General features: G+C 28.0%; 23 protein-coding genes. 3 read left to right on the top strand and 20 right to left on the bottom strand.

Going from position 1 to position 25,217, the window contains the following annotated elements:
- Positions 1-301 precede the first annotated feature (301 nt).
- Entirely contained in the window at positions 302-859 is a 558-nt protein-coding gene (locus tag ACEG17_RS03700; RefSeq protein WP_372582599.1) for a DUF5362 family protein, read from the top strand.
- 289 nt (positions 860-1,148) lie between these two features.
- On the opposite strand, the gene ACEG17_RS03695 is transcribed toward ACEG17_RS03700, so the two are convergent.
- From ACEG17_RS03695 to ACEG17_RS03685, 3 genes are all read right to left on the bottom strand, one after another.
- Entirely contained in the window at positions 1,149-2,051 is a 903-nt protein-coding gene (locus ACEG17_RS03695; protein ID WP_372582598.1) for a cell division protein FtsZ, read from the bottom strand.
- Between the two features lie 407 nt (positions 2,052-2,458).
- Positions 2,459-3,412 carry a hypothetical protein gene (locus tag ACEG17_RS03690; RefSeq protein WP_372582597.1) on the bottom strand — a complete coding sequence of 318 codons (954 nt, stop codon included), beginning with the start codon at positions 3,410-3,412 and terminating at the stop codon, positions 2,459-2,461.
- A 147-nt stretch (positions 3,413-3,559) separates the two neighbouring features.
- Entirely contained in the window at positions 3,560-4,318 is a 759-nt protein-coding gene (locus tag ACEG17_RS03685; RefSeq protein ID WP_299575389.1) for a tRNA threonylcarbamoyladenosine dehydratase, read from the bottom strand.
- A gap of 600 nt (positions 4,319-4,918) precedes the next feature.
- Between ACEG17_RS03685 and htpX the strand changes: the two genes are divergently transcribed.
- Positions 4,919-5,785: a zinc metalloprotease HtpX gene (gene htpX / locus ACEG17_RS03680; protein WP_372582596.1), complete on the top strand. Its 867-nt coding sequence runs from the start codon at positions 4,919-4,921 to the stop codon at positions 5,783-5,785.
- Positions 5,786-6,468: 683 nt separating this feature from the next.
- Here htpX and ACEG17_RS03675 read toward each other — a convergent pair.
- The 4 genes from ACEG17_RS03675 to ACEG17_RS03660 form a co-directional block, all read right to left on the bottom strand.
- On the bottom strand, positions 6,469-6,678 hold the full coding sequence (locus ACEG17_RS03675) for a DUF1858 domain-containing protein (RefSeq protein WP_021744967.1): 210 nt from the start codon (positions 6,676-6,678) through the stop codon (positions 6,469-6,471).
- 304 nt (positions 6,679-6,982) lie between these two features.
- The gene (locus tag ACEG17_RS03670; RefSeq protein ID WP_372582595.1) at positions 6,983-7,618 is read right to left on the bottom strand and encodes a superoxide dismutase; all 636 of its coding nucleotides are present in this window, start codon (positions 7,616-7,618) and stop codon (positions 6,983-6,985) included.
- Positions 7,619-7,849: 231 nt separating this feature from the next.
- Complete coding sequence (locus tag ACEG17_RS03665; RefSeq protein WP_372582594.1) at positions 7,850-8,527, bottom strand: winged helix-turn-helix domain-containing protein; 678 nt, start codon at positions 8,525-8,527, stop codon at positions 7,850-7,852.
- Positions 8,528-8,599: 72 nt separating this feature from the next.
- A complete protein-coding gene (locus ACEG17_RS03660; protein ID WP_372582593.1) occupies positions 8,600-9,412 on the bottom strand; it encodes an Mrp/NBP35 family ATP-binding protein in 813 nt (270 codons plus the stop codon).
- Positions 9,413-9,775: 363 nt separating this feature from the next.
- Here ACEG17_RS03660 and ACEG17_RS03655 point away from each other — a divergent pair, with 363 nt between their 5' ends.
- A complete protein-coding gene (locus tag ACEG17_RS03655; RefSeq protein ID WP_372582592.1) occupies positions 9,776-10,348 on the top strand; it encodes a YiiX/YebB-like N1pC/P60 family cysteine hydrolase in 573 nt (190 codons plus the stop codon).
- A gap of 163 nt (positions 10,349-10,511) precedes the next feature.
- On the opposite strand, the gene metA is transcribed toward ACEG17_RS03655, so the two are convergent.
- The 13 genes from metA to ACEG17_RS03590 all read right to left on the bottom strand — a co-directional run bounded on the left by metA (position 10,512) and on the right by ACEG17_RS03590 (position 25,202).
- Positions 10,512-11,450: a homoserine O-acetyltransferase MetA gene (metA, locus tag ACEG17_RS03650; protein WP_372582591.1), complete on the bottom strand. Its 939-nt coding sequence runs from the start codon at positions 11,448-11,450 to the stop codon at positions 10,512-10,514.
- 44 nt (positions 11,451-11,494) lie between these two features.
- Complete coding sequence (gene dnaN / locus ACEG17_RS03645) at positions 11,495-12,622, bottom strand: DNA polymerase III subunit beta (protein ID WP_372582590.1); 1,128 nt, start codon at positions 12,620-12,622, stop codon at positions 11,495-11,497.
- A gap of 15 nt (positions 12,623-12,637) precedes the next feature.
- Positions 12,638-13,459: a sigma-70 family RNA polymerase sigma factor gene (locus ACEG17_RS03640; protein ID WP_299570822.1), complete on the bottom strand. Its 822-nt coding sequence runs from the start codon at positions 13,457-13,459 to the stop codon at positions 12,638-12,640.
- Between the two features lie 34 nt (positions 13,460-13,493).
- Positions 13,494-14,516 (bottom strand): NAD(P)H-dependent glycerol-3-phosphate dehydrogenase, encoded by a 1,023-nt coding sequence (locus ACEG17_RS03635; RefSeq protein ID WP_372582589.1) that lies wholly within the window; start codon positions 14,514-14,516, stop codon positions 13,494-13,496.
- A gap of 17 nt (positions 14,517-14,533) precedes the next feature.
- Positions 14,534-15,157 carry a glycerol-3-phosphate 1-O-acyltransferase PlsY gene (gene plsY / locus ACEG17_RS03630; protein ID WP_372582588.1) on the bottom strand — a complete coding sequence of 208 codons (624 nt, stop codon included), beginning with the start codon at positions 15,155-15,157 and terminating at the stop codon, positions 14,534-14,536.
- Positions 15,158-15,188: 31 nt separating this feature from the next.
- Positions 15,189-16,640 (bottom strand): MATE family efflux transporter, encoded by a 1,452-nt coding sequence (locus ACEG17_RS03625; protein ID WP_372582587.1) that lies wholly within the window; start codon positions 16,638-16,640, stop codon positions 15,189-15,191.
- Between the two features lie 20 nt (positions 16,641-16,660).
- The gene (locus ACEG17_RS03620; RefSeq protein ID WP_372582604.1) at positions 16,661-17,767 is read right to left on the bottom strand and encodes a lipid-A-disaccharide synthase; all 1,107 of its coding nucleotides are present in this window, start codon (positions 17,765-17,767) and stop codon (positions 16,661-16,663) included.
- A gap of 295 nt (positions 17,768-18,062) precedes the next feature.
- A complete protein-coding gene (locus ACEG17_RS03615) occupies positions 18,063-18,866 on the bottom strand; it encodes an LpxI family protein (RefSeq protein ID WP_372582586.1) in 804 nt (267 codons plus the stop codon).
- A gap of 97 nt (positions 18,867-18,963) precedes the next feature.
- Positions 18,964-19,740 carry an acyl-ACP--UDP-N-acetylglucosamine O-acyltransferase gene (gene lpxA, locus ACEG17_RS03610; protein WP_006804215.1) on the bottom strand — a complete coding sequence of 259 codons (777 nt, stop codon included), beginning with the start codon at positions 19,738-19,740 and terminating at the stop codon, positions 18,964-18,966.
- Between the two features lie 162 nt (positions 19,741-19,902).
- On the bottom strand, positions 19,903-20,337 hold the full coding sequence (fabZ, locus tag ACEG17_RS03605) for a 3-hydroxyacyl-ACP dehydratase FabZ (protein WP_006804216.1): 435 nt from the start codon (positions 20,335-20,337) through the stop codon (positions 19,903-19,905).
- 204 nt (positions 20,338-20,541) lie between these two features.
- Complete coding sequence (gene lpxC / locus ACEG17_RS03600; protein ID WP_372582585.1) at positions 20,542-21,390, bottom strand: UDP-3-O-acyl-N-acetylglucosamine deacetylase; 849 nt, start codon at positions 21,388-21,390, stop codon at positions 20,542-20,544.
- 549 nt (positions 21,391-21,939) lie between these two features.
- A complete protein-coding gene (locus tag ACEG17_RS03595; protein ID WP_372582584.1) occupies positions 21,940-24,081 on the bottom strand; it encodes a M13 family metallopeptidase in 2,142 nt (713 codons plus the stop codon).
- A 305-nt stretch (positions 24,082-24,386) separates the two neighbouring features.
- Positions 24,387-25,202 (bottom strand): MetQ/NlpA family ABC transporter substrate-binding protein, encoded by an 816-nt coding sequence (locus ACEG17_RS03590; protein ID WP_372582583.1) that lies wholly within the window; start codon positions 25,200-25,202, stop codon positions 24,387-24,389.
- Positions 25,203-25,217: the final 15 nt, after the last annotated feature.

Below are 25,217 nucleotides of genomic sequence, written 5' to 3'. Positions count from 1 at the left end.
ACATTTCCATACTTTTTATATTTAGTTCTTTAATATCATAGCTGTTATTTGTAATAAATTCAAATTTTTTCACTTATTTTTATTTCCAATTTATTTTGATTTAATATATTTTAATATTAGAAAATAATAAGTTTAATATATTTTTTTGCAATTTAACTCCTTAGTCTTTTTTACATCAAGATGTATTATATCATAAAAAAAGAAAATTGTCATTATTTTTTTTTTAATTTTGAAAAAAGAATTATATTGTGCTATAATATATCTTAGATTGTAAAAAAATATATAAAATATGGAGGTTTTTATGGATTTGGAAAATAAAAAAAGTGAAGAGGATTTCTTAGTCGAAGAAAAAAAATCTGAAATTGAAAAAAATGAACGGCATTTTAATAACGTTGAGTCATTAAATAAAATAAGAAATGAAGTAATTGGTAATTCAAGTATTGAACAAAATAGATCGAATAATTTTGAATCAAATTCCAGCAATACAAATGATTCAATTACATTAACTTTAGATGCACTAACTACTAAAAATATGAAATTTATGGCAACAGTTATAAAAGTTTTCTCAGTATTAGGAATTATTGTGGGAGTTTTCCAAATATTTGCATTCTTTATTGGAATCCTAACAATTATAATATCACTAAAATTTCTTAAATCAGCAAATGCTTTAGAAGAAGCTCTACTTATGAAAGATGAAAATAAATTAAAACAATACTTTAATGAACAATCTAAAGCCTTGAAATTATACATTATCTTTATAATTGTTAGTATTGTTATAGGTATTGTTGTTTATGGATTTATCATCGCTGCACTTATATCAGGTGTTTTAAACAGTTCTTCTTATTACAACTCATACTAAAAAACAAAATTTTGCATTATATTGGGAAAAGCTAAAAATTAATATCTGCTTTTCCTAATTTTTATATTATACTCAAACCTATTTTAAATTGAACTGCTAAAATTATATAAATTTATGGTTTGAGTAAAATAGTCATAATTTTTGAGTTTTGTTTTAAACTAGTTTTACTATCAAATAAAGTTTAGTACTATAAATTATATAATTTCTCAAAAAAAAATCATAATCATTCTTAATTTCCTTGCAAGAAATTTAATAAAAGATTATGATTTCACGATTATAAACAAAACAATTATACACTTGATATCACTACTGTCTTTATTTTCCCAACATCTCTATAATTTTGATTAAATATAACTCCCCATATCAAATTAACATTTTTATCTTCTATAATATCTGAAATTCTTTCTGTTATCTGCCTAATATATTCTAATGAAACATCTTCTGCTGCAATAAAATTTATAAGAACTCTTTTAGCATCCTCTAATTTTCCTTCAAATAAATTATTTTTCTTTATCTGTTCAATTATCTTATCAACAGCATTGTCGCCTTTTGCTTCTCCAACACGAATAATCGTATCCTTTGAATCTTGAAGAACTGATTTTACATCCAAAAAGTCAATATTCATAAATCCAATTTCCGTCAGAATATTTACAATGCTCTCAATACCTTCCTTTATAATAAAGTTAGCTTTTTTATAGGCTGTTTCAAGAGAATTTTTGCCAACATAATTATACAGCTTTTCATTCATAACAACAATCATGCTATCTGCAAGTTTTTCAATCTTCTTAATACCTGTATTTGCAATCTTCAAATTCTCAAATCCTTCAAGATAAAATGGACGTGCAATAATACTGACAGTAAAAATTCTCAATTTTTTTGCAACTTCAAGAATAACAGGCATTATTCCACTTCCAGTTGCCCCTCCAACTCCTGCAGTCAAAAATAGAATGTCTGTTCCCTTAAGCAATTCCCGAAATTGATTCTCGCATTGAAGTGCCACTCTCTCGGCCTGCTCTCTGCTGCATTCCTTAACCCCGGTATCTAAAAAAATCTTTTTTTCAGCATGACTTCGCTCAGAATTCTTACTATCTGTATCAATCGTTATATATTCAACCTTTCTTACTCCTGAAGCTATCATAAAATTTACAAAATTTATCCCCATTCCGCCAATTCCAATAACTTTTACACTCATTTTATCCTTCATACTAATCCCACTATTGCAAATACAAAGTATTGCAAAATCTCCCTTCTGCAAATATATTTAAATATCATAGTCAATATTCTTTATATATAAAAAGAAATAAATTGTCTATAACTTTTACACTCATTTCAATCTATAATTTCTATAACCTTAATTTTTTATTTGTATATATTTTACCAAATTAAAACAGGTATTTCAAGGGAAAGGATACGAAATTTTAAATTAATGCAAATAAATAAAAATCACAGCTAACTTAATAACTGTGATTCTATTTTTTTAATTTTGACTTCTTTTTATCATAAGCTCGATTTCAAGATAAATATTCGTAAGAATAATTTGAATATTTGTTTTTTTTAATAAAAATATAATCATTATTACTTATATATTTTTAAAATATTCTATTTCCTACCTCCAGCAATCTTCTCAAAAACAATCGACTTTGTCACTACATAAAGCAAAATCGCTATTAATAATGGCAATACTATTGATGTCAATAAAATTATTCCAATAATAACTGGCGTATTTTCAACCAAGTCTTTTGAGATAACATTTATTTCTTTTGTGAAATTATCAATCTTGACTTTTGCACTGTCAATTTGTCCTGGAATATTAAAAATACTTTTTGATTGATCTAATGAAAGCATTTCGTCTTTCACTTTATTCAGTTTTCCTAGATCCTGATTTAGTTCAACAATTGCAGGCTCTTTATATTCTTTTTCAAAATAGCTCGAAATTGTCGAGTTTACAAATATCGCACTTGGTAAAACTATGTAAATATAAAGTAATATGAAAAACGAATATTTAGAAATCTTTCTAAAAATTCTTGTAACTTTGTTTTTATAAATAGTATATGGAAAAATTGTGATTAATGAAATAAACGTCAAGATTGTAGCCAATTTTACTTTAAAAATTTCATAATAAATAGTTTCCAGCTTCAGTATAACAACGCTCGCAAGCGATACTTTCCATAAAATATTTATCATATCGTAAATAGGCTGAATAATATCTCCAATCTCAATTTCCATTCCAACAATCATACTGACATTAACTGTGCTACCTTCAATAATATCCGTGGTTCCTTTCAAAAGTGACAATGTTAAAAACATCTTTTTAGATTCTTCATAAGTTTTTTCCAAATATGGCATTGTTAAATTTTTAAAAAAGTTAAAAATCGTATGTTCAAAGATTTTATCCATTATTCCAAAAATACATAAAATCAGTCCAATTACAATTAATATTTTAACCAATGGGTTCTTGTTATCTGATTCCCATTTAGGAAAATCATTTTTCTTATTTTTTTTTATCTTTTTTTCTTCATTTACTGTTAATACAGCTTCTTTTCTTTCTTCCAATCAATTTCACTCCTTTTTCTATTTCAATTGTTTTCAAACATTTATTAAGAGGTACAAACTTGCTTAATAATTTATTTTAAAAGTTATAATATTAAAACTAAGTTGTTAAATAATTTAAATAATTAAGATATTTAACATTACCTATATTTAATCCCACTCCAATAACTTTCTCACTACATAAGAAGCTAGTACAAGACCAGCTGCTCCTGGGACAAACGAATTACTTCCAGGTGTAGTTTTTCTCGGAATTTTATTATTTTCCCTAAATTCAGTTGGCAATTCTTCCTTAAATAGTTCTGACTTATTTGGCTGTACAGGTATTTCTTTTGAAAATGCAACTGGAACATTTGTAATCCCTTTCTTTTTCAAAATACTTCTGATAGTTCTTGCCATCGGACAAACAGAGGTATTTTTTATTTTTGCAATTTCTATCATTTCAGGGTGCATCTTGTTCCCAAATCCCATTGAAGAAATAATGTTTATGTTATTTTTCGCACAATATTCAATCAAATTAATCTTGCTTCCAATGACATCAATAGCATCCACGACAAAATCATATTTGTTATTTCCCAAAACTTCATCCACATCGTCATAAACTAATCTTTTTACAAGTTCAACCTTACAATCTGGATTAATATCCAAAATTCTGTCTTTCATAACATCAATCTTAGACTTGCCTATTGTGCTTCTAAGTGAATGCAGCTGTCTATTAATATTCGACTCCGAAATCTCATCAAAATCAACCATAGTAATTTGCCCAACTCCTGCACGTACCAAAGCCTCCACAGTATAAGAGCCAACCCCGCCAACTCCAAAAATTATAACTCTAGATTTTCCCAATTTCTCAATCCCTTCTTCCCCAACCATCATAGAAAATCTAGCAAATGTCTGATTTTTATCACTCATTTTTAAATTGTTTCCCCTTTCAATATACATTTTTCTTTTCTCTATCTAAAATTTTCTCATATTATATCATAAATCTAGAAAATGTAAATAGTGAGAGTATAAATTTTTTTATTATAAAGTTTTTATTTGTCACCTTTAATTTACTCTATTTTTATACTATAAATCTGCGATTAAGTAATAAATGTTTAATAAATTTTTGAATTGTATACTATTTTAGTAATGAATTAAAGTTTCTTATTCTTAGTACAGTTTCTGTTTTACTATTTTTTCACAGGATTACTAATTGCTGTAAATTCTTATTTTGCCTGAAAAATTTATCCTGATAATTAAAATTGTGGAAAGAGTTCTACACAATACCTATGGCTAGACTACGACTTTTATTTGCCAAGCTCCGAAACTCTCCTTCCAGTCGTCAGACAATCTTACTTGAACAAATAAAAACCCCGCTTTTTAATTCTTTCTTGAAATAATTTTGATAAATTCGTTGTTTAAGTATATCATTTGTGTTAAATATTTATAAATAAATATAATTATTGAAAAAAATACTAATTTATAATATAATACTTTTGCATAAATTAAAAGAAAGGAAAAAAGATACTTATGTTTATAAATACTATGAAAACAGGTTTTTTAATGTTTGGATTAGTTTTTCTCTTTGTAGCAATTGGTGGTATATTGGGAAATCAGCAAGGGGCATTGATTGGACTTCTTATTGCTGGGGGAATGAGTTTTTATAGCTACTGGTTTAGTGATAAAATGGTTATAAGAGCTTATAATGGACAGGAAGTTACTCCTGAAAATAATCCAAGATTGTATCAATTGATACAAAGATTAGCTAAAAACGCCAATTTACCAATGCCAAAAATTTATATAATTCCAGAACGTCAGCCAAACGCCTTTGCAACTGGAAGAAATCCTCAAAATGCCGCAGTTGCTTGTACTGCTGGATTACTAGAAATGATGGATGACAACGAACTGGCTGGAGTTATGGCTCACGAATTAGGGCATATAAAGCATCGTGATATTTTGGTTAGTACAATTGCTGCCACTTTTGCTGGAGCAATTGCCAATATTGCAAGATTTTTACCTTATGTTTCAAGCGGAAATAATAGAGATGGGAATAGAAGAAGAAATAATGTTGGAACAGCAATGCTTCTTTCTTTTTTAGCTCCAATAGCAGCTTCTATAATTCAAATGTCTATTTCAAGAAAAAGAGAATACATGGCAGACAGAGCTGGAGCTGAATTTTCAGGAAATCCATTATACTTACGTAATGCACTGCAAAAATTGGAAAGTTACAGCCACAACATTGCCATGAACAGACAAGATCCTACAACAGCCCATATGTTCATAATAAATCCATTTTCAGGCCTTGGAAATCTTAAAAATTTATTTAGCACACACCCTTCTACTGATGACAGAATAAGAGAACTTGAAAAAATGGCAAGAGAACAACATTTATTATAGTTTTTTAGTTTGATTTTAATGACATTTATAATACATTATAAAATAACTAAAGTTAACTCTTTCATTTTATCTTGAGAATTTATCTTAAATGTGATAAAATGTATAAAAACTATGAAATATGGAGAATTAGATATGATAAATACCTTTACATTTTTAACATTACTATTACTTTTTGTACGAATTTATTCACTTGTGTCTCTGTTATTCCTAAACGGGAAGCGAGTGCAATTTGCAGAAAGAATAACCGTACTTGTACTACTTTTTGAAGTAGTAACAATATTATTATATAGCTTTTTTACTTCATTCCGTTACTTATTACCTCCAGCCTTAATGTTATTAAAAACTCAAAAATTTTTATTTTTAACAAATTTTTCAATAGTACTTTTATTTTATTCACTTTTGAATCTAGCATTAAGTTTCACTTTTGGAAGCCAAAGTATTTTTAAATTTATAAATAGATTTTTAGTTGGAATAATTTTGTTAACAAATATTATTTATGGTTTTATATTAATAATATAATTTTATACGAAAATTTCTTTAATGTTAAAGTAAAAGATTAGAAATTTTTTCAAATTTAATTGATTAGATTTATTTAATAAAAAATTTAAAATTTAGTATAGAATAAAAAAATAGGTAATTTATAGTATTTTTACTAATATATTACCTATTTTTATTTACCTTCGTTATCCTTCTTGTTTTTCAAGAACCATATTTACTTCTTCAATAATCATATCTGGATTTAATCCATGAACAGCGATTCCTTCTCCCAAAGTTTCTGCACTCGAAATAATACATCCAACACATCCAAGTCCATATCTCATAAGTACTTGTGCAATAATTGGATATTTTTCAACTGCTTCCATTATATTCATATCTTTTGTTACTCTTTCCATAACTGTCTCCTCCTATTTAAAATTTTATTTTAATATTTATCTATCCTAGTTAAGTATAGCAGATTAAATAATTTCAGTCAACTTTTATAAATAAATATCTCTTGTTCAAATTATAGTTAAGTATTTAAAAATTGAAGTAAAAACACATAAAAATTAGTAAATTGATTATATCTATAACTTAACCTTACTTTCTTTTTCAATTAGAATCATTGTTATTTAAGATTTTTAGATAAGAAAAAGATTGAACTAGAATTATTATGACCAACATTTCCAATTCAATCTATACTTTACTTATTACTTTAGCTTATTTTAAAGCTTCGTATTTTTTAGATACTTCATCCCAGTTTATAACATTGAAAAATGCTGAAATATAATCTGGACGTCTGTTTTGATAATTTAGATAATATGCATGTTCCCATACATCTATTCCTAAAATTGGAGTTCCTTGTGAACATCCGCAAGGAGTTGCTCCTGGCATTAATGGATTGTCTTGATTTGCAGTTGAAGTTACTTTTAATTTTCCATCTTTATTTACAACAAGCCAAGCCCATCCTGATCCAAATCTAGTTGCTGCAGCTTGTACAAATTTTTCTTTAAATGCTTCAAAACTTCCAAATGCTTCATTAATTTTTTCTGCTAATTCTCCAGTAGGTGCTCCACCTGCATTAGGTGCCATTATTTCAAAATAAAGATTATGGTTGTAATATCCACCTCCATTATTTCTAACAGCTCCTCTTATTTCTTCTGGTAGTACATCTAAATTTGCTAAGATTTCCTCAATTGGTTTTTCCAAAAATTGTGGTGCATTATTTTTCAATGTATCATTTAAATTATTAGTATACGCTGCATGGTGCTTTCCATAATGTATTTCCATAGTTTTTGCATCAATATTTGGCTCTAATGCGTCAAAATTGTAAGTTAATTCTATTTGTTTAAACATTTTTATCACTCCTAATCTATTTTTATGATACATTTTAGCACATTATTTTTATAAAATCAATAAAAATTTATATTTTTTATGAATTTGTTATTATTACAATTATGAACTAGTTAATTAATTTTTTCACTATTTTATGCAAACTGAGAATTTATAATTTTTTTCAAAATTATTTAATAAACTCAGCAATTTAAGGATTAAAACAGAATAATTTACAAATTCAATTTAAAATAACTATTCTTTTATGATGTATCCTACACTTCTTACAGTCTTAATAATCTTTTGTTCGTGTCCTTTATCTATTTTTGATCTTAAAAAATTAACATACACATCTACAATATTACTTTCTGAAACAAAGTCTATATCCCATATTTTTTCAGAAATCATTGTTCTTGTAAGCACTCTATTTTTATTTCTAAGGAAATATTCTAGTAATAGAAACTCTTTATTTGTCAATTCTATTTCTTTTCCATCACGTTTAACTTCCCTGTTTGCAGGATTTAACGTCAAGTCATAAGCTGTTAATATTCCCATTTCATCTTCAGTAAGACGTTTATTAAGGATTCTTACTATTGCTCTGAATTTTGCTGAAAGTTCTTCTAGTCTGAAATCATTATATATGTAGTCATCTATTCCTTTTAACAGGGCCTCTGTTTTTGCGTATCTGTCATCTTGTTCGATTGCCATTAGAATATAACTTTGTCTTTTATATCTTATTATTCTTTCTATTGCTAATGGAAAATCTTCAATTGAGCTAATATCTAAAAAAGAAATATCAAGAGATTCTGTCTTCAAGGCATCCAACATTTGTTCCTCATTTTCTGCCAATATGACATTAAAACTTAATTCTTTTAATAATTGTCCTACAACCATTCTGGTTTTTTCATTTTTATTAAATACTAATACTTTCATTTTTTATCGCATAATAAATATATTGAAATATGACAATATATTTAAAATACTTCTCCTTTCACATTTATTTTCTTACTTTTCATCTTCTTGTTCTAATTTTTCAATTACTTTAGTAATTATATCGTTCATTTTTCTTGACGCTAAAGAATCGTTTGAAATAAATGGTAACCCATTATCACTAGATTCCACAATATTTCCATCTAATGGTATTGAGCCTAGAAAGTCTGTTTTTTTCTCTTGGGCCATTTTTTCGGCTCCGCCTTTTTTAAAGATATTCACTTCCTTTTGACAGTCAGGGCAAATAAAACCACTCATATTTTCGATTACACCGAGCACATTCAAGTTAATCAATTTTGCAAAATTTATTGCTCTTGTAGAATCCAGCAAAGAAACTTTTTGTGGTGTTGTAACAATGATTGCTTTTGAGTCTGTCCCTATATTTTGTGCAATCCCTAATGTTTCATCACCAGTTCCAGGCGGTAAATCAACTATTAAAAAATCGATTTCTCCCCATTTAATTCCTTCCAGCATTTCCATTATCGCTGTAATTTTTTGCGGACCTTTCCACACAACTGGAGAATTATCTGGTACAAAAAAACTTAATGACGATATATGTAAATTCTCCATTACTTCCAATGGTTCAGAAATTTTTGAAAGTTTTACTCCTTCTTTTCCGAACATAATAGGAATATTGGGTCCATGTAAATCAGCATCTAGAATACCAACTTTATATCCTCGTAATGATAATCCATAAGCCAAATTGACAGCAGTCGTTGTTTTTCCAACTCCGCCCTTTCCACTCATCACTACTATTTTATGCTTAATTTTGGACATATTGGAATCAATCCTTTGCTTTCGTTCAGCTAAAGCTGGATTAGTTTGCATTCATTCCTCCTATTCTAAAAATATTATAATTTTATTTAACTTCCCTACTTTAATTAAATCATAAACTTAGAAAAAATACAAGCAATTTTTTACATTTTTTTCAAAAAAAATTAATTTTTTTGTTACAATAAATAAATCATACAAAAATATTTTTTATTGAAAAAATAGACTGGACTAATTCTCTTTTTTTTTATATAATATAGGTAAGCTATCTTTAAAATAAGCCTTTTTTACTAAAATTAATTTCTATTAGGCTAATTACTAGACATGAGCATTATTTTAAGTTACAGGATTATTTTAGTCATGTTTTAAAGAATTTTAAATGTATAGATTTGATTACATAGAAAGGAATGATTATAATTTATGAATATTTGTTTAAAAGAAAATATAAAAAGACTATTATTATTTTTAATATTTACTCTTGCTCTTATATGTAAAACAAAACCAGAAGATAAATACATCTGGTACTCTCCACGGGAAGTTATATCGAATGCTGACAAATTACAGCCTGGAGATATTCTCATATTATCAAAAAGACCTACTTTACGTTCAATGTGGGGACATGCGGCTGTATTAAATGAACACAAAAAAATTGTTGAGTTTCCATCATATTCTACTGGCTATAGTGAAAGTCCGATATATGCCTGGCAAAATATAAATAGAAAAGTGGCTATTTTTAGATTAAAAGGAATCGATGATAAATTTAAATCCGTTCTATTCAAAGAAATAAATGAAACTATAACAAAACCTTATGGATTAACATTCCATAAAAATTTTGATAAAAGGCTCTATTGTTCACAGTTTGTATATTTAGTCTTTAAAAAAGCTGGTGAAAAGACTGGACGTGAAGTTAATCTTGATTCCAATGGTGGTGGTTGGGTCATGCCATTTGATATAATGGACTCAGATTTGCTTGAAAATGTTTCACTTTATTAAATTTTTGAATATTGTTTAAAAATTTATTTCTTTTTTAAGCGGAGTTTGTATTAAATCTATTATTTAATTAACTGGAAATGAAAAAGCTGTTTTGTAAAGCCTCTCTTATTTTAAAAGATTAGAACAAACTTTACTAAACAGCTTTTTATTATATAATTTTTTATTAAATCTGTGAGTCAGATGTATTTCTCAGTGTTGTAAGATCATAAGGTGTTCCCTGATAAACGTGATGATTTATCCAATTAGAAAACAATAAATTTGCATGAGCCCGCCATACAAAAGCTGGTTTCTTGCTTACATCATTATCTGGATAATAATTAAATGGTATTTTTATATCTTTTCCTAATTTTATATCTCTTTCATACTCTTTTGCAAGTGTCATTCTATCATATTCTAGATGTCCCATAATAAAAATGTTTCGCTTATCTCTACTACAGACAATACTAATCCCAGCCTCTTTAGAATATGCAATAATTTCCAATTCATCAACTTTTTTTATATCTTCTGCACGAACTTCAGTATGTCTTGACTGTGGCATATTAAACACTTCATCAAATCCACGCAGCAACATTGTATGACGAATATCAATTTTCAAAGGGTAAATCCCAAAAAGTTTTTCTTTTAATGGATATTTCTTTATTCCATAATGATAATAAAGAGCTGCCTGTGCTCCCCAACAGATACACATTGTTGAATATACATGTGTCTTACTCCATTCCATCACTTCTGCTAATTCTTTCCAATAAATAACTTCTTCAAAAGATAAATTTTCTACTGGTGCTCCTGTTATAATCAATCCATCAAAATAATCATTCTTTATATCCTTAAAAGTTTTATAAAAGTTTGACATATGTTCCTTTGATACATTCTTTGAAACATAAGAGGCCATTTTTAAGAATGTAACTTCCATTTGTAAAGGGGTATTACTAAGTAATCTTAGTAATTGTGTTTCTGTTTCTATTTTTGTAGGCATTAAATTTATTATTATAAATTTTAAAGGACGAATATCTTGCGACAATGCTCTATTTTCATCCATTACAAAGATGTTCTCCTTTGCTAAAATATCTACAGCCGGCAAGTTATTTGGTATTTTTATAGGCATTGCATATTCTCCTTTCGTCAAAATTTATTTTGCTTGTATCATTTTTAACTTTCTCTAAGTGCCAGCGGCATTGTGAAATACAGCGACTTATCATTATCTTCATCTTTTACAATTACTGAACTTTTATTATTTAACAGTTCCAGCACAGTTACTTTCCCTTCAATTGTGGAAATATAATCAAGTAAAAATCTTACATTTAATGAAATCTTTAAATCTCCACCTTCCTGAATTGTTACAATTTCTTCTTTTATCTGTGCATTTTCACTTGTTCCAGTAAGCAATAGCTTGTTATTGGCAAAATTAAATATTCCACCATTTTTGGCTTCTTTATTATCTCTAACGAATATAGCCGTTCTTCTTAATACTGATAAAAAATCCTTTGTATTTAGCAATATTTTTTTATTATGTTGTGAGTTATTTAAAATTGATTTATAATCTGGAAATTGTAAATCAATTGTACGAGTCAATATTTCTACATTTGAAAATTGGAAAAATACTTTTGATCCATCTGATTTCACTGTAATATTTTCCTCATCAATAAGTTTCATAATTTTTATTAGCCCATCTATTGTCTTTAATGGAATACTTAAACTAAGGTTTTCTTTCCCTTTCTGAGCATCATCCAAATCTTCTTCAATATATGTCAATCTGTATGTATCAGATGAAATAAGTTTTAACTTGTTTTCCTCTATTTCCATTCTAATACAGTTTACAGCAAGATTTTCTGGATTTGGAGAAGCCGAAATTTTTACATTTTCAATATCATTTAATAATTTTTCTTTTTCAAAGACATATTCAACTCCATTTTCCAGTTTTGACTGAACTGGGAAATTTTCTGAATCATACAAAGAAAATTCAGTATTTGTAGAACTTGCTTTAATTACTAATTTTCCGTTTTCTTCAATCAATGTAATTTTTTCATCAGAAATTTGTTTCAAAAATTCTTCGATTAATTTGTGTTTTATAACAATTTTTCCTTCTTCTTCAATTTGAGCCTCTATTTCAGTGTTTATAGATAACTCTAAATCTGTTCCACGTAAAATTGCCTTTCCTTCGTGTGTTTCAATATAAATTCCAGAAAGGACTTCTCTTATTTTATTTTCAGTTACTGCATTTTCAACTATAGTTATAGCTTTTAATAATGATTTTCTATCTACAATTATATGTAACATACTCTTAACTCTCCTTTACAGTATATCCTTATATTCTTCCAAATGTTCTTTTAATTTTGTTATAGCCTTTTTTTCTATTTGTCTAACTCTTTCACGAGTAATTCCCATTTGTTCTCCAATTTCCTTTAATGTATGGATCTTGTTGTCATACAATCCATAACGATATTCAAGAATCATTCTTTCACGCTTATTCAGAACTTTTTCAAGTAAATCTTTCATTTCGATAAGCTGATCTTCTTTTATTATTTTATCCTCAACATCATCATTTTTCCCAATGATATCTTCCAAATAAATATTATCTCCTATTGTTTCATTTAATGACATTATATCCTGAAATTCACCTAAAAGCAAGATAACCTTGCTTTCCTTCAAGTCAACTTCCTTCGCAATATATTCTGTCGATGGAGCTTCACCATGAATGGCAGTATAATCTTTTATGACTTTATTTACTTTTGACAATTGCTCGTACTTATAAGATGGTATTCTTATATCACGTCCTATATTGATGATAGCCTTTTTTATTGACTGTTTTATCCACCATACTGCATACGTGCTGAACCTATGACCTTTTTCATAATCAAACTTATTTATAGCCTTTATTAGTCCAATATTACCCTCACTAATTAAATCAATCAGAGGAAGTCCATTTCCAAGAGATTTTTTAGCTGTACTTATTACCAGTCTTAAATTTGATAAAATTAACAATTGCCTTGCCTGTTCGTCATTATCTTCCCTAATTCGTTTTAACAGCTCATATTCTTCTTCCTTTGAGAGTAAATCAAATTTTTGAATATCACTTAAATATAACGACATTAAGTTTAAGTTGTTATCTTCCATTACCTCACTCCAATTTTATTTTTTATATAATTTTTTAATTTGAAAATTCTGATTTTAAATCTCTGCTCATAAACGTAGATTCCAATTCTGAAACTGGCTTCCCATCGTATATTACTTCGTAAAGTGCTGTAAAAATTGGTGCTTTCAGGTTATTTTCCTTTATAATTTTATAAAGAGCCTTTATTGTTTCTGCACCTTCTGACACCATATTCATGTGAGAAACTATATCTTCAATTTTTTCACCTTGTCCCAATTTTTCTCCCACAAATCTATTTCTACTGTGTTTACTTGTACACGTTACAATAATATCTCCAAGCCCTGATAATCCCATAAATGTTTTAGGATTGGCATTGTAATATTTTGCAATTTCAAACATTTCGTTAATTCCACGAGTTATTAGAGCTGCCTTTGTATTATCTCCATAACCCATTCCATCAGCAATTCCCGCTGCGATTGCAAGGCAGTTCTTTAGTGCCCCAGCAAGTTCAGCACCCATAAGGTCTGTTCCTGTATAAACTCTGAAATAAAGATTACTAAATGTAGTTTGTACCGTTTTGGCTGCTTCTTCATTTTCAGATACTGAAAGTATGGCCGATGGCAATTTTTGAGCCACTTCTTCAGCGTGCGTCGGTCCTGCCAGGAGAACATAATTATATGGCTTGTTTTCAAGTTCTTCAGCTATTATTTCAGAAATTCTTTTTTTAGTAGCAATTTCTAGCCCTTTTGCAACATTTACCAATATTATATTATAATTTAAGAAATTTTTCAATCTTTTTAAAATGTTTCTTAAAAATTGCGTAGGAGTTGCTAATAAAAGAATGTCAATTTTTCCATATTTTTCAGAATTTTCAAGAACATCTGCATAATCATCCACAACATTAAGACTGTCTGGTAATTTTATATTGGGTAAAAATTTTGGATTTTCCTTTGTATCACGAATTACTTTTCTCACTTCTTCATTATGCTCCCATAAATAGACTTTATGTCCATTTTCTACTAATAATTTTGAAAGACAAGTCCCCCAGCTTCCACCACCAATGACTAATATGTTTTTCATTATTATCCCTTCCTTTCCTACTTCTTATTTTTTAGGCTAAATTTAGATTCTGTACCATTTTTTAATCTTTCGATATTACTTCTATGTTTCACTACAATTAAGATTGCTATTAAAATTCCTAAAATAATATATATCGTTTCCTGATACAAAAAATATATAAAAATTGGAAGTGATATAGCCGCTAAAATAGAAGATAATGAAACATATTTTGAAATAGCAAAAACCACAAAAAATACAATTGCAGCAAACAATATCGCTTTTGGCACTAAAATCAGAAATACTCCAAGTGTTGTTGCAACAGCCTTTCCACCTTTAAAATTCATAAAAATAGAAAAAACATGACCTAAAATTGCACAGATTCCAACTAACACATAATCAAAATTTGAAATTTTTGTCAAATTTTCAAAAAAATCAACTTTTAATAAGATTGCTATCAATGTTGGAACTAGTCCTTTAGAAACATCTAAAATTAATGTCAAAATACCTAATTTCGCTCCCAAAACACGTGCAGCATTTGTTGAGCCGGTATTCCTGCTCCCATGCTCACGAATATCTATCCCTTTAAACACTTTCCCTATCCAAAGTGCATTTGGCACACTTCCTAAAATATATGCCAGTGCCATTAATAAAATCGTAATCATTTTTAATCCCTCTTTATTTCAATAAATTTTATTATTTATCGCTATTTCCATCTTCATCTGTTTCCTTATATTCCAGTAGATGATTTTGATTTTCTATCATTTTGTCAAAAAACTTTTTCTCTTTATACAAGAAAATTAACAATATCAAGAAAAACATCAAATCAGTAAATGGCTGTGCAAGCCATACACCGTCTAACTTCCAAATATTTGAAAAAGTTATGACAACTAACAGAAATATAACAACTTGTCTTAATAAATTCAATATAACTGAATATTTTGAACGTCCCGTTGCCTGAAAATAGTTTGGTACAGTTATTCCAAAAGATGAAATTATTACAAGCGAAAAATATATTCTAATGGCTTTTACTCCCTCTCTCAAAGCTTCAGACGTACTTTTTTCGTTAAAGAACAAAATCAGCTCTTTAGGTAAAAGCATTACAATTATCCAAAATATAAAAGATAATATAACTCCTGCATTTATAGCTGTCATTAATGATTTTTTCACCCTTGTAAAATTTTGGGCACCATAATTAAATCCAATTATTGGCTGAACAGCCTGCGAAACTGAATAGACACTCATTGTCATAATTGGTAAATATGAATTTATAATTGTCATAACTGCCACACCGTAAGTTCCGCCATAAGTGTCTACAATTTTATTTGTTACAAGTCCTACTCCTGAACTTGCAGCTTGTAACAAAAATGGTGACATTCCTATTGAAAAAATATCCTTTACTATTTTTGAATCTAATTTCATTTTTGAAAATTTTATTGTAATAATACTTTCTTCTTCCAGCTTAAATCCAAACATATCAATTTTAAACGGTAATTTCCCAGCAATCAGAAACCAAAGTACAAATATTGCAGATAATACATTTCCAATCAATGTTGCATAAGCAGTTCCTTCAATTCCAGTATGCATAATCATTACAGCCACATAATCCAGCACAATATTCACAACTGCTCCAATTAGCATTGAAAACATCGCAATTCGTGGTGCTCCAGCCGCATTTAATACATTTGTCAGTCCAAATGAATAAAACAAGGGCAAAATTGCCAGTAATATAATTTCTAGATATGCTCTTGCATACGGCAATGTTTCATTATTAGCACCTGAATATCGTAAAACTGTGTTAATATTCAATATTAAAAGTACATACAGCACAAGTCCTAAAATAGTAAATAATGTTACTGCATTTCCCAATATTTTCTTAGCTTCTCCTTTTTTTCCCTGTCCAAGCCGAATTGAAATAATAGTTCCAGCTCCAACTCCTATGAACATTGAAAAGGCAATAATCAGCATAACAATATAAAAAGCAATTCCCGCACCAGCAAGTGCCTTCTCGCTAATCTTTCCAACAAAGAACCTGTCAACAATATTATACAAAACAACTGCCGCAGATCCAATAAGTGTTGGTATGAAATATTTTACAAATAATTTCAAAATAGAACCTTTTAACAGCTCTTCACGTTTTTTTTCCATATTTTTTCCTTTTTGTAAAGTTAATCTCTATTTTCTAACAAATAATCAGCAATTTTTTCCAAAACTCCAAAATTACCTAGTTTTTCTCTCTCTTTTTTCAATTCCAAAACAACATTTTCCTTATTTTTTTCCATAATTTCCATTTCTTCAAGCAACTTTTCCACCGAAAAATCTTCCTGCAGCAATTCTTTAAAAATCTCTTTGTTTGCATTTAGATTAGTAAGCGTTATATATTTTATCTTGATTATCTTTCTTGCAATAAAAGCGTTAATTTTAGATGTTTTGTAAACTACTATCACAGGCAGTCCCATAAGTGATACTTCAAAAGTTACTGTTCCCGAAGTCGCTATTGCATATTTACAATCTTTACGAATGTTTTTTATTTCATCAAAAGTTATTTCCAAATTTGGAATTTTATGAACATCAATTTTGTATTTTTTCTCAAAGTCACGTATATATTTTATATGATCCTTGCTTGCCAGCTTCATCAAAAATTTCTCATTTTTAACTTTTTCATTTCTAACCAGTTCCATAATTACTGGCAAAAATTTCTCAATTTCCTGTTGTCTGCTTCCTGGAAGAAGCAATATTTTTTCTCCCAGCTTATCAGAAAATTCATATTTGTCAACAAATGGGTTTCCAAAATACTCTACTTTGAGCCCTTTTGATTCATTTTTTTTCAAAGTATTATCATAATATGCCTTTTCAAAAGGAAAAATTACAATAACATCATCAAATTTCTTTAATTTCTCAATCCGTTTTTTCCCCCAAGCCCATACTTTAGGCGGAATATAATAAACCATTCTCAAATTTTGCAATTTTTTTTCTAAAATTTTCTTTTTTAATAATTCAAAAAATTTTAGGTTAAATCCTCCAAAATCAACAAAAATAACAGTTTCTATTCCATTTTCCTTGATAAATTCTAAATATTCATGGGCTTTTTCCGTAAAATAGCTGTACTTCTTCAAAGCCTCTACAAATCCCATAACATCATTATTTTTAATATGATTTACTGCCTTAACTCCAGCCTCTATCGATTTATCTCCAACCACACCAAAAAATTCAACATTTTTATCTTTTTTTCGCATTTCCTCCACAATGTACGAGGCATGTAAATCTCCGGACATTTCACCGCAGGAAATAAAGATTTTTTTATTTTTTTGAGGTTTTACTATTGATAAACCATTGTTTTTTCCTTTTATTATGTCATTTTTATTATTATTTATCATTTTTTAGCCTTTTTTATATTCTTTAATTTACTTATTTAAAACTACTTTACAAATTATTCAAACATTTAATTTATTTATTTTGCAGATAAAATATGGATATTTGAATAGATTCTAACAATAAAAACTAAATAAAATACCAGTATTTATAATTTTTTTGAGTTTAATTTTAAAAAATAGTTTTACTAAAAAACTTTTAAATCTTAATTCCTTTTATAAAAATTTTATTTTTGTTTGCAAATTTTATAACTTCCTCTTTATCAATAAACAGCATTTTATCAGCTTCGATTATAATTCCACGTCCATTAATTTCTACAACTTTTTTTATCGTTTCCAAACCAATTGTTGGAATATCTATACGATAATCCTGATGACGCCTTGCCATTTTCACTACAATACAATTTTTCCCAGCTAATTCTCCACCACGTAAAATTGCCTTATCGGTACCTTCCACTCCTTCAAGAGCAATGACCGACTCATCTTTTACAACAACTGTTTGCCCTGCATCAATATCTGTAAGCATTCTTGCCGCCTCAATTCCGATTTCTATTGTTTTTTCCTCATTTTTACTTGGTAAAACTTTTGTATATGTTTCATTTCCAGCAATATACTCATCCATTAGATAATTTTGTGGCAGAACTTCGATATTTTCTGATTCAATGTAATCAATTATTGCCTTTAAAATATTTTTATCTTTTTTATTTTTTGTAGATAATAATATCTTAGTTGCTGTCAAATCAAACTTTAAATTTGAAAATATCAAATTTTTTTCAACTTTTCCAAGCATTATTAAATGCTTTATGCCGTTTTTCTTAAAATATGAAATTATTTTCCCTACTTGAGCAACGCTGTACTTTACAGAATTTTTATGCTCTTTTACACTTTCTTCCACACTTTCAAATAGATAAACCGAAAATGGTTCAATCCCTTTCAAAATACATTGATTCAAAAATAATTCAGGCAATTTCCCATTTCCAGCAATCAAACCTACTTTTTCCATTATCTCTTTTTCCTCTTAAAAATATCTATATTAAAAAATTAACTCAAAATAAAATAGAGATTATTTTGAGAAATTTTACATTTTAAGTTTTTATGTTTTATCTTGTTATACCTCTTTTACTTTTTCTTATAAAATTAACAAGATTTTGTGCTTCTTCATATTGTCCGTAATCACGTTCAACAATTTGAAGTGCTTCTTCCAGTTTCAGTTTTTTCTTAAATATAATTTTATACAACTCTCTTAGCCTTTTTATCTGCTCTTCCGAAAAACCTCTACGTTGAAGTCCTACAATATTGATATATACAGCTCTTGCCTTATTCCCTTCAGATAGCATATATGGAACAACATCCTGATTTACAGCCGAACATCCACCTATCATAGCGTGCCGCCCAACTCTTGTAAACTGATGCACAGCAGTAAGTCCACCTACCACCGCATAATCTTCCACTTCAACATGTCCAGCAAAAGTCGCAGCATTTGCCAGCACACAGTTATCTCCAATTATACAATCGTGAGCAATATGAACATAGGCCATTACAAGCGTATTATTTCCAATTCTTGTTTCATATTTATCAGTAGTTCCACGATGAATTGTAACGAATTCACGAATTTTATTATTATTTCCAATAACAACTCTCGTTTTTTCTCCAGCGAACTTTAAATCTTGCGGATCTTTCCCTATTGAAGCAAAAGAAAAAATATAATTATTTTCACCAATTATCGTTTCTCCTTCAATTACAACATGCGATTCTACAATAGTTCCATTTCCGATTATTACTTCTGGCCCTATAATCGAATAAGGACCTATTTTTACATTTTCTCCAAGTTTAGCATTTGGATCAACAATTGCCGTTGGATGTATATTTAAACTCATAATTATTATACCTCATTCTTTTATTTTGAATTACTTAAAATCCGAATTTTAAAATTAAATAGAACTTCTAAAAAATCGAATCAAATAACTTTTATACTACCCAAACAACAGTTTTGTTTCATTTAAAAAATCCAATTTTAAAGTAGTTTGAGTATTATCTAATTATAAATCCTGTACTGAAAATTTCAAGTCAGCTTCACTTACAACTGTACCATCAACAACACATCTTCCACGTGCAACTATTACATTACTTTTAACTTTTATTTTTTCTACTTCCAATCTTAACTGATCTCCTGGAACAACAGCTCTTCTAAATTTACATTTGTCAATTGACATGAATAAAGGTATTTTCCCTGGTTCCAACATTAGCAATCCTACAGCCTGTGCCAATGCTTCTATTTGTAAAACTCCTGGCATTACAGGTTTTCCTGGAAAGTGTCCTTGGAAAAACTCTTCATTCATTGTAACATTCTTTATCGCTACCAAAGAATCTGTCCCATTTTTTTCAATAACTCTGTCTACTAGTAAAAATGGATATCTATGTGGTAATATTTTCATAATATCCTCTATATTCATAATTGTTTCATTTGATGCCATATTTTCTATTCCTCCAATTTATATTTTTATTTATTTCAAAATTTCTATTTAAAATCAAACCAGCAAATATTCTAAAAATCATTAGTTTTTAGTATTTTTATTAAAGCTTTTAATTTAGTTGATTTAATTTCAATATTTTCAATAAAATTTTACATATACATTATATTTGATTTTTATCGAAATTACAAGCAATTTTTATATTTTTTATAAATATTTTTTTGCAATCATCTCAGTTAATCTTGAATTTACATAGTGTCCAGCCTTTATTGCAATAATGTGAGCCTTTATAGGCGTTCCCAAAACATATAAATCTCCAATTATATCAAGAATTTTATGTCTTACAAACTCATCAGGATATCTCAATCCTTCTGGATTTAATGGACCATCTGCCCCCACTACCACAGCATTTTCTAGACTTCCTCCTAATGCTAAATTATTCTTTTTAAGGAAATCTATTTCATAATCAAATGCAAAAGTTCTACATTTTGCAATATTTTCTATATAATTTTCTAAATTTACTTCAAGTTCATAATACTGTGATTTCAAAAAACTATGATTAAAATCAATCGTATAAGATATTTTAAATCCATCATAAGGCAATGCTATCACATATTTCCCGGCCTTTTCATCTGAAAATATAACAGGTTCTGTAATCACAACAGGCTCTATTTCCTCATTCAGCTCTACAATTCCAGCTTCTAGCAATTTTTCAACAAATCCAATTGAACTTCCATTCAAAATAGGTAATTCATTCCCTGAGATTTCAACTAAAATATCCGTCACTCCTGTGATTGAAAGTGACGATAAAAAATGTTCAATTGTATGAACTTTCACATCATCTTCATTCCTGATATTTGTCCCTCTTTCCAAATCAAATAAATTTTTATAATCAACCTTTATAACATTATTTTTCCCACTCACATCTATTCTTTTAAAAATAATTCCTCTTTCATCATTATTTTCACTAGGTTTCAAAGTTAATTTTATTTCTTCTCCTTTATGAAGTCCAATTCCTGATATTTCAATAGTATTTTTTATAGTTTTTCTTTTCATTTTCCAATTTCCTCCATTTCCTAGAATTTTAATTTATATCTAGTTTTCTTATTTATAGAATATTTTTCTTTTCAGTAAATATTATATCACAAATTTAAATATTTTTCCTTTTATTATTTTGTAAATTTATAAATATCTTATTGACATATTGCTTATTCTATATCTAAATTTATCAAATATATAGTAAAACTAGTTTAAAACAGAACTCAAAAATTATGACTATTTTACTCAAACTCTAAATTATATAATTTCTATCAGTTTAATTTTAAATGGATTCGAGTATATAACAAAAATTACTATAGTTTATATATTCTTATATAAAATTATACGTCCGATAATACATAGTTGTGTTAAAATAAATTGATATTTTCAAAAAATGTATAATTAAATAAATCTCTTTTAAAAAACCTAAAAATATAAGCATATCATACCTTTAAGTAAAAAATCTAAAAATATAGTAAACTATGGTTTATTCTGACAGTTTTATAAGAAAAAAAACTATCCTGATGATAAATTCAAGATAGTTTTTTATTTTATTATTATATCATTTTACCAAATTTTTATTCTGTCTTGCGGTGTTTTGTACATTTTATCTCCTGGTTTTGTTTCAAATACTTTATGGAAGGCATCCACATTTTCTAAAGTCCCATTTACACGGAAAATATTTGGCGAATGTGAATCAGTTTTTGCTAGATTTTTTGAATATTCTAGTGTTGATTTTTGTCTCCACATTCTTGCAAAACTTAAAAAGAATAATTTATTTACAGTGTCTGAATAAGCTTTTGTAGAATTTGGATGATCTTTAAGGTATAATTGGAATGCATCATAAGCAAGGTTTAATCCTCCTAAATCTGCAATATTTTCTGTTAATGTATATTTTCCATTAACATAGACTCCATCTCCAACTGTATATTTCGAAAATTGATTTTCCAGTTTTTTTGTAGCCATATCAAACTTCATTTTATCTTCAGCCGTCCACCAGTTTTTTATATTTCCATCTCCATCATATTCTGCTCCTGATACGTCAAATGCATGTGTAAGTTCATGTCCAATAATTGATCCTATTGCTCCAAAATTGCTGGCCATTTCTAATCTACTGTAATCATAAAATGGATACTGTAATATTCCTGCTGGAAATACTATTTCATTACTTGTTGGCGAATAATAAGCATTTATTGTTTGCGGAGACATATGCCATTCCGTTTTATCTACTGGCTTACCTACTTTAGCCATTTCTTCATTGTATCCCCATTCACTAATTTTTTTCATTTGGTCGTACAAAGAGTCCTCACTTGAGATTGTCATTTTACTATAATCTTTCCATTTGTCAGGATATCCGATTTTGACAGTAACTTTTGATAATTTTTCAAGCGCTTTTTTCTTAGTTGCCGCACTCATCCAATCTAGTTTTTCAATTCTATTTTTCATAGCTTTTTTAATATATTCAACCATTTGCTGAGTATTTTTCTTAGCTTCTGGAGAGAAATTTCTCTGAATGTAAATTTTACCAATTATTTCTTCTAAAGTTTCATTTGTAAAGTTTAATGCCCTTTTTTCAAGTGTTTCTCTTTCCTTTTGTCCATTTAAATATTTACCAAAAAATTCAAAATTTCTCAAACTAATTGCATCATTTAAAAGTCCAGCTGAAGAACTAATTAAATTATATTTCATGTAATCCTTAATTACATTAATATTTTCATTATTTACAAATTTATCTAAATTTTTAAAATAATTCAGTTCTGTTATTATTACTTTATCAGTTTTTACATTAAGCTGTTTCAAATATTGTGCTAAATCTACATTTTTAGATAAAGTAGCTAAATCCGTTACCTTTAAAGGATTATTGTATTTTTTTACGTCATGACGTTCTTCATTTGTCATCAAGGTTCCTGCTATTTCTTTTTCAAAAGCAACTATTTTTTTTGCTTTTTCAAGAGTATTGCTTTCTCCTAAATATTTTAACATATCACTAACGTATTTAGTATATTCTTCTAATACCGCTTTATTTTCTTTAGTATCTTTTTGATAATAATCTCTTGACAAACCTAGTCCAGCACTTCCTAAATAAATTGCATTATTTTTAGAGTTATTAAGGTCTGTTCCTACTCCCCAGCCATAAAATTCAGAACCTCCAAATTTTGTAACTTCTACATTGTATTTCTTCAAATCTTCAATATTTTGTATTGCATTTATCTTTTCTAAATCTTTTTTAATAGGGGCTAATCCTTCCTCGTTTCTTTTTTTCATATTAGAGAAACTGTCGTAAAGGGTTACAACCTTTTTTTCATCAGGAGTAAGTGATTTTTTATTTTTTAGCTCCTTTATTAAATTACGTAAAAAATCTTGATTTTTTTCATTAAGTTCATAAAAAGATCCCCAAGCTGGCTTTGTCGAAGGAATTTTTGTTTTTTTCTCCCAATTTTCATTTACATAACTATAAAAATCATCCTGTGCTCTAACATTCGTACTGAGTTCATCAAATAATGCCCTATCATTTTCCTTCAAAAGCTTTGCCTGCTGTTTTTCATAAAAATCCCAAAATCCTGCTTGTTTTTGTGCAGGTTGTGCTGCCGGTTTAGTATTTTGAATTATTTTTTCTGATATTTCTCTAGTATCAGCACTTCGTTCATTCTCTGCATAAATTAAATTAACACTTGCTAAAAATAGCGAAACTGTAAGTAACTTTTTCATTTTTCTTCATTTCTTTATAAAAAGAAAATTTCTCCTTTCATTTTCGTATACACTAAAATTATCTTAAAATCGAACTCCAAAATTATGACTTTTTCTCTTAAACCTAAGTTATCAGTTCGATTTTTAAAAGGTCTAAGTATATTTCTAAATTTTTGAAAATGTCACGTACTATTATACATTTTTCTCGTATTTATTTCAACAAATTTATATAAAAAAATCAATATTTTTTATTTTTTTAAATTCAATAATAAAAAATAGCCCTAAAACACAATCTAAGGCTATCTTTATCAAAAATATTTTTTATATTAGAAAGCAGGAATTACTCTACCTTCATATTTTTCTTCAATATATTTCTTAACTTTTTCACTTTGCAGTGCTTTTACTAATTTTTTAACTCTTTCGTCATTTTCATTTCCTTTTAAGACTGTAACAATGTTTACATAAGGCGAGTCTTTACCTTCAATCAAGATAATTTCATTTTTTGTAACTCCAGCATCAATTGCAAAGTTTGAATTTATGATTGCTCCTGCAACTTCTGATAATCTTGGTGCAATTTGTTCGTTTGATAATGTTTCAATTTTGATATTTTTTGGATTTTGAACAATATCAGCTGGTGTAGCATCTAATTTTGTATTATCTTTTAATTTTATAATTCCAGCTTTATCAAGTAGAATTAATGAACGTCCTCCATTTGTTGGATCGTTAGGAATAATTAAAGTATCTCCATTTTTTAAGTCGTTAATATTTTTTATTTTTTTAGAATATAATGCCATTGGCTCCAAATGAATATTTCCAACTGCTGACAATCCAATGTTATTTTTCTTTCCAAAATCATTCATATATGGAACATGTTGGAAGAAGTTTGCATCTATACTTTTGTCTGCAAGTGCCTTATTTGGCTGAACATAGTCATTAAATTTAACTATTTCAAGTTCAATTCCTTCTTTTTTCAGGTCATCCTTTACCAAATTCAATAATTCAGCGTGAGGAACTGGTGTCGCACCTACAATTAATTTTTCAGTTTTTCCTGATGGAACTCCTCCTTTTGATTCTGTTCCTTTACTTCCGCAAGCTACTAAAAATAGTGCTGTTGCTAATAATAATGATAATATTTTTTTCATAAATACCTCCAAAAA

Origin of the sequence: Leptotrichia hongkongensis, assembly GCF_041538065.1 — a bacterium.
GTDB lineage: Bacteria > Fusobacteriota > Fusobacteriia > Fusobacteriales > Leptotrichiaceae > Leptotrichia > Leptotrichia hongkongensis.
The sequence above is the reverse complement of the archived record's forward strand: the minus strand, read 5'-3'. Positions and strand labels throughout refer to the sequence as shown.

Bases quoted from the DNA above. Each gene is read 5' to 3' on its own strand.
- ACEG17_RS03635 (WP_372582589.1), bottom strand. From the start codon at position 14,516: ATGAAAAACATATTAGTCATTGGTGGTGGAAGCTGGGGGACTTGTCTT.
- ACEG17_RS03670 (WP_372582595.1), bottom strand. From the start codon at position 7,618: ATGTTTAAACAAATAGAATTAACTTACAATTTTGACGCATTAGAGCCA.
- ACEG17_RS03620 (WP_372582604.1), bottom strand. From the start codon at position 17,767: ATGTCCGGAGATTTACATGCCTCGTACATTGTGGAGGAAATGCGAAAA.
- ACEG17_RS03655 (WP_372582592.1), top strand. From the start codon at position 9,776: ATGAATATTTGTTTAAAAGAAAATATAAAAAGACTATTATTATTTTTA.
- ACEG17_RS03625 (WP_372582587.1), bottom strand. From the start codon at position 16,640: ATGGAAAAAAAACGTGAAGAGCTGTTAAAAGGTTCTATTTTGAAATTA.
- plsY (WP_372582588.1), bottom strand. From the start codon at position 15,157: ATGATTACGATTTTATTAATGGCACTGGCATATATTTTAGGAAGTGTG.
- dnaN (WP_372582590.1), bottom strand. From the start codon at position 12,622: ATGTTACATATAATTGTAGATAGAAAATCATTATTAAAAGCTATAACT.
- ACEG17_RS03695 (WP_372582598.1), bottom strand. From the start codon at position 2,051: ATGAGTGTAAAAGTTATTGGAATTGGCGGAATGGGGATAAATTTTGTA.
- ACEG17_RS03685 (WP_299575389.1), bottom strand. From the start codon at position 4,318: ATGAGTGATAAAAATCAGACATTTGCTAGATTTTCTATGATGGTTGGG.
- metA (WP_372582591.1), bottom strand. From the start codon at position 11,450: ATGCCTATAAAAATACCAAATAACTTGCCGGCTGTAGATATTTTAGCA.
- lpxA (WP_006804215.1), bottom strand. From the start codon at position 19,740: ATGAGTTTAAATATACATCCAACGGCAATTGTTGATCCAAATGCTAAA.
- ACEG17_RS03640 (WP_299570822.1), bottom strand. From the start codon at position 13,459: ATGGAAGATAACAACTTAAACTTAATGTCGTTATATTTAAGTGATATT.
- ACEG17_RS03595 (WP_372582584.1), bottom strand. From the start codon at position 24,081: ATGAAAAAGTTACTTACAGTTTCGCTATTTTTAGCAAGTGTTAATTTA.
- ACEG17_RS03615 (WP_372582586.1), bottom strand. From the start codon at position 18,866: ATGGAAAAAGTAGGTTTGATTGCTGGAAATGGGAAATTGCCTGAATTA.
- ACEG17_RS03700 (WP_372582599.1), top strand. From the start codon at position 302: ATGGATTTGGAAAATAAAAAAAGTGAAGAGGATTTCTTAGTCGAAGAA.
- ACEG17_RS03590 (WP_372582583.1), bottom strand. From the start codon at position 25,202: ATGAAAAAAATATTATCATTATTATTAGCAACAGCACTATTTTTAGTA.
- ACEG17_RS03675 (WP_021744967.1), bottom strand. From the start codon at position 6,678: ATGGAAAGAGTAACAAAAGATATGAATATAATGGAAGCAGTTGAAAAA.
- ACEG17_RS03665 (WP_372582594.1), bottom strand. From the start codon at position 8,527: ATGAAAGTATTAGTATTTAATAAAAATGAAAAAACCAGAATGGTTGTA.
- fabZ (WP_006804216.1), bottom strand. From the start codon at position 20,337: ATGGCATCAAATGAAACAATTATGAATATAGAGGATATTATGAAAATA.
- htpX (WP_372582596.1), top strand. From the start codon at position 4,919: ATGTTTATAAATACTATGAAAACAGGTTTTTTAATGTTTGGATTAGTT.
- lpxC (WP_372582585.1), bottom strand. From the start codon at position 21,390: ATGAAAAGAAAAACTATAAAAAATACTATTGAAATATCAGGAATTGGA.
- ACEG17_RS03660 (WP_372582593.1), bottom strand. From the start codon at position 9,412: ATGCAAACTAATCCAGCTTTAGCTGAACGAAAGCAAAGGATTGATTCC.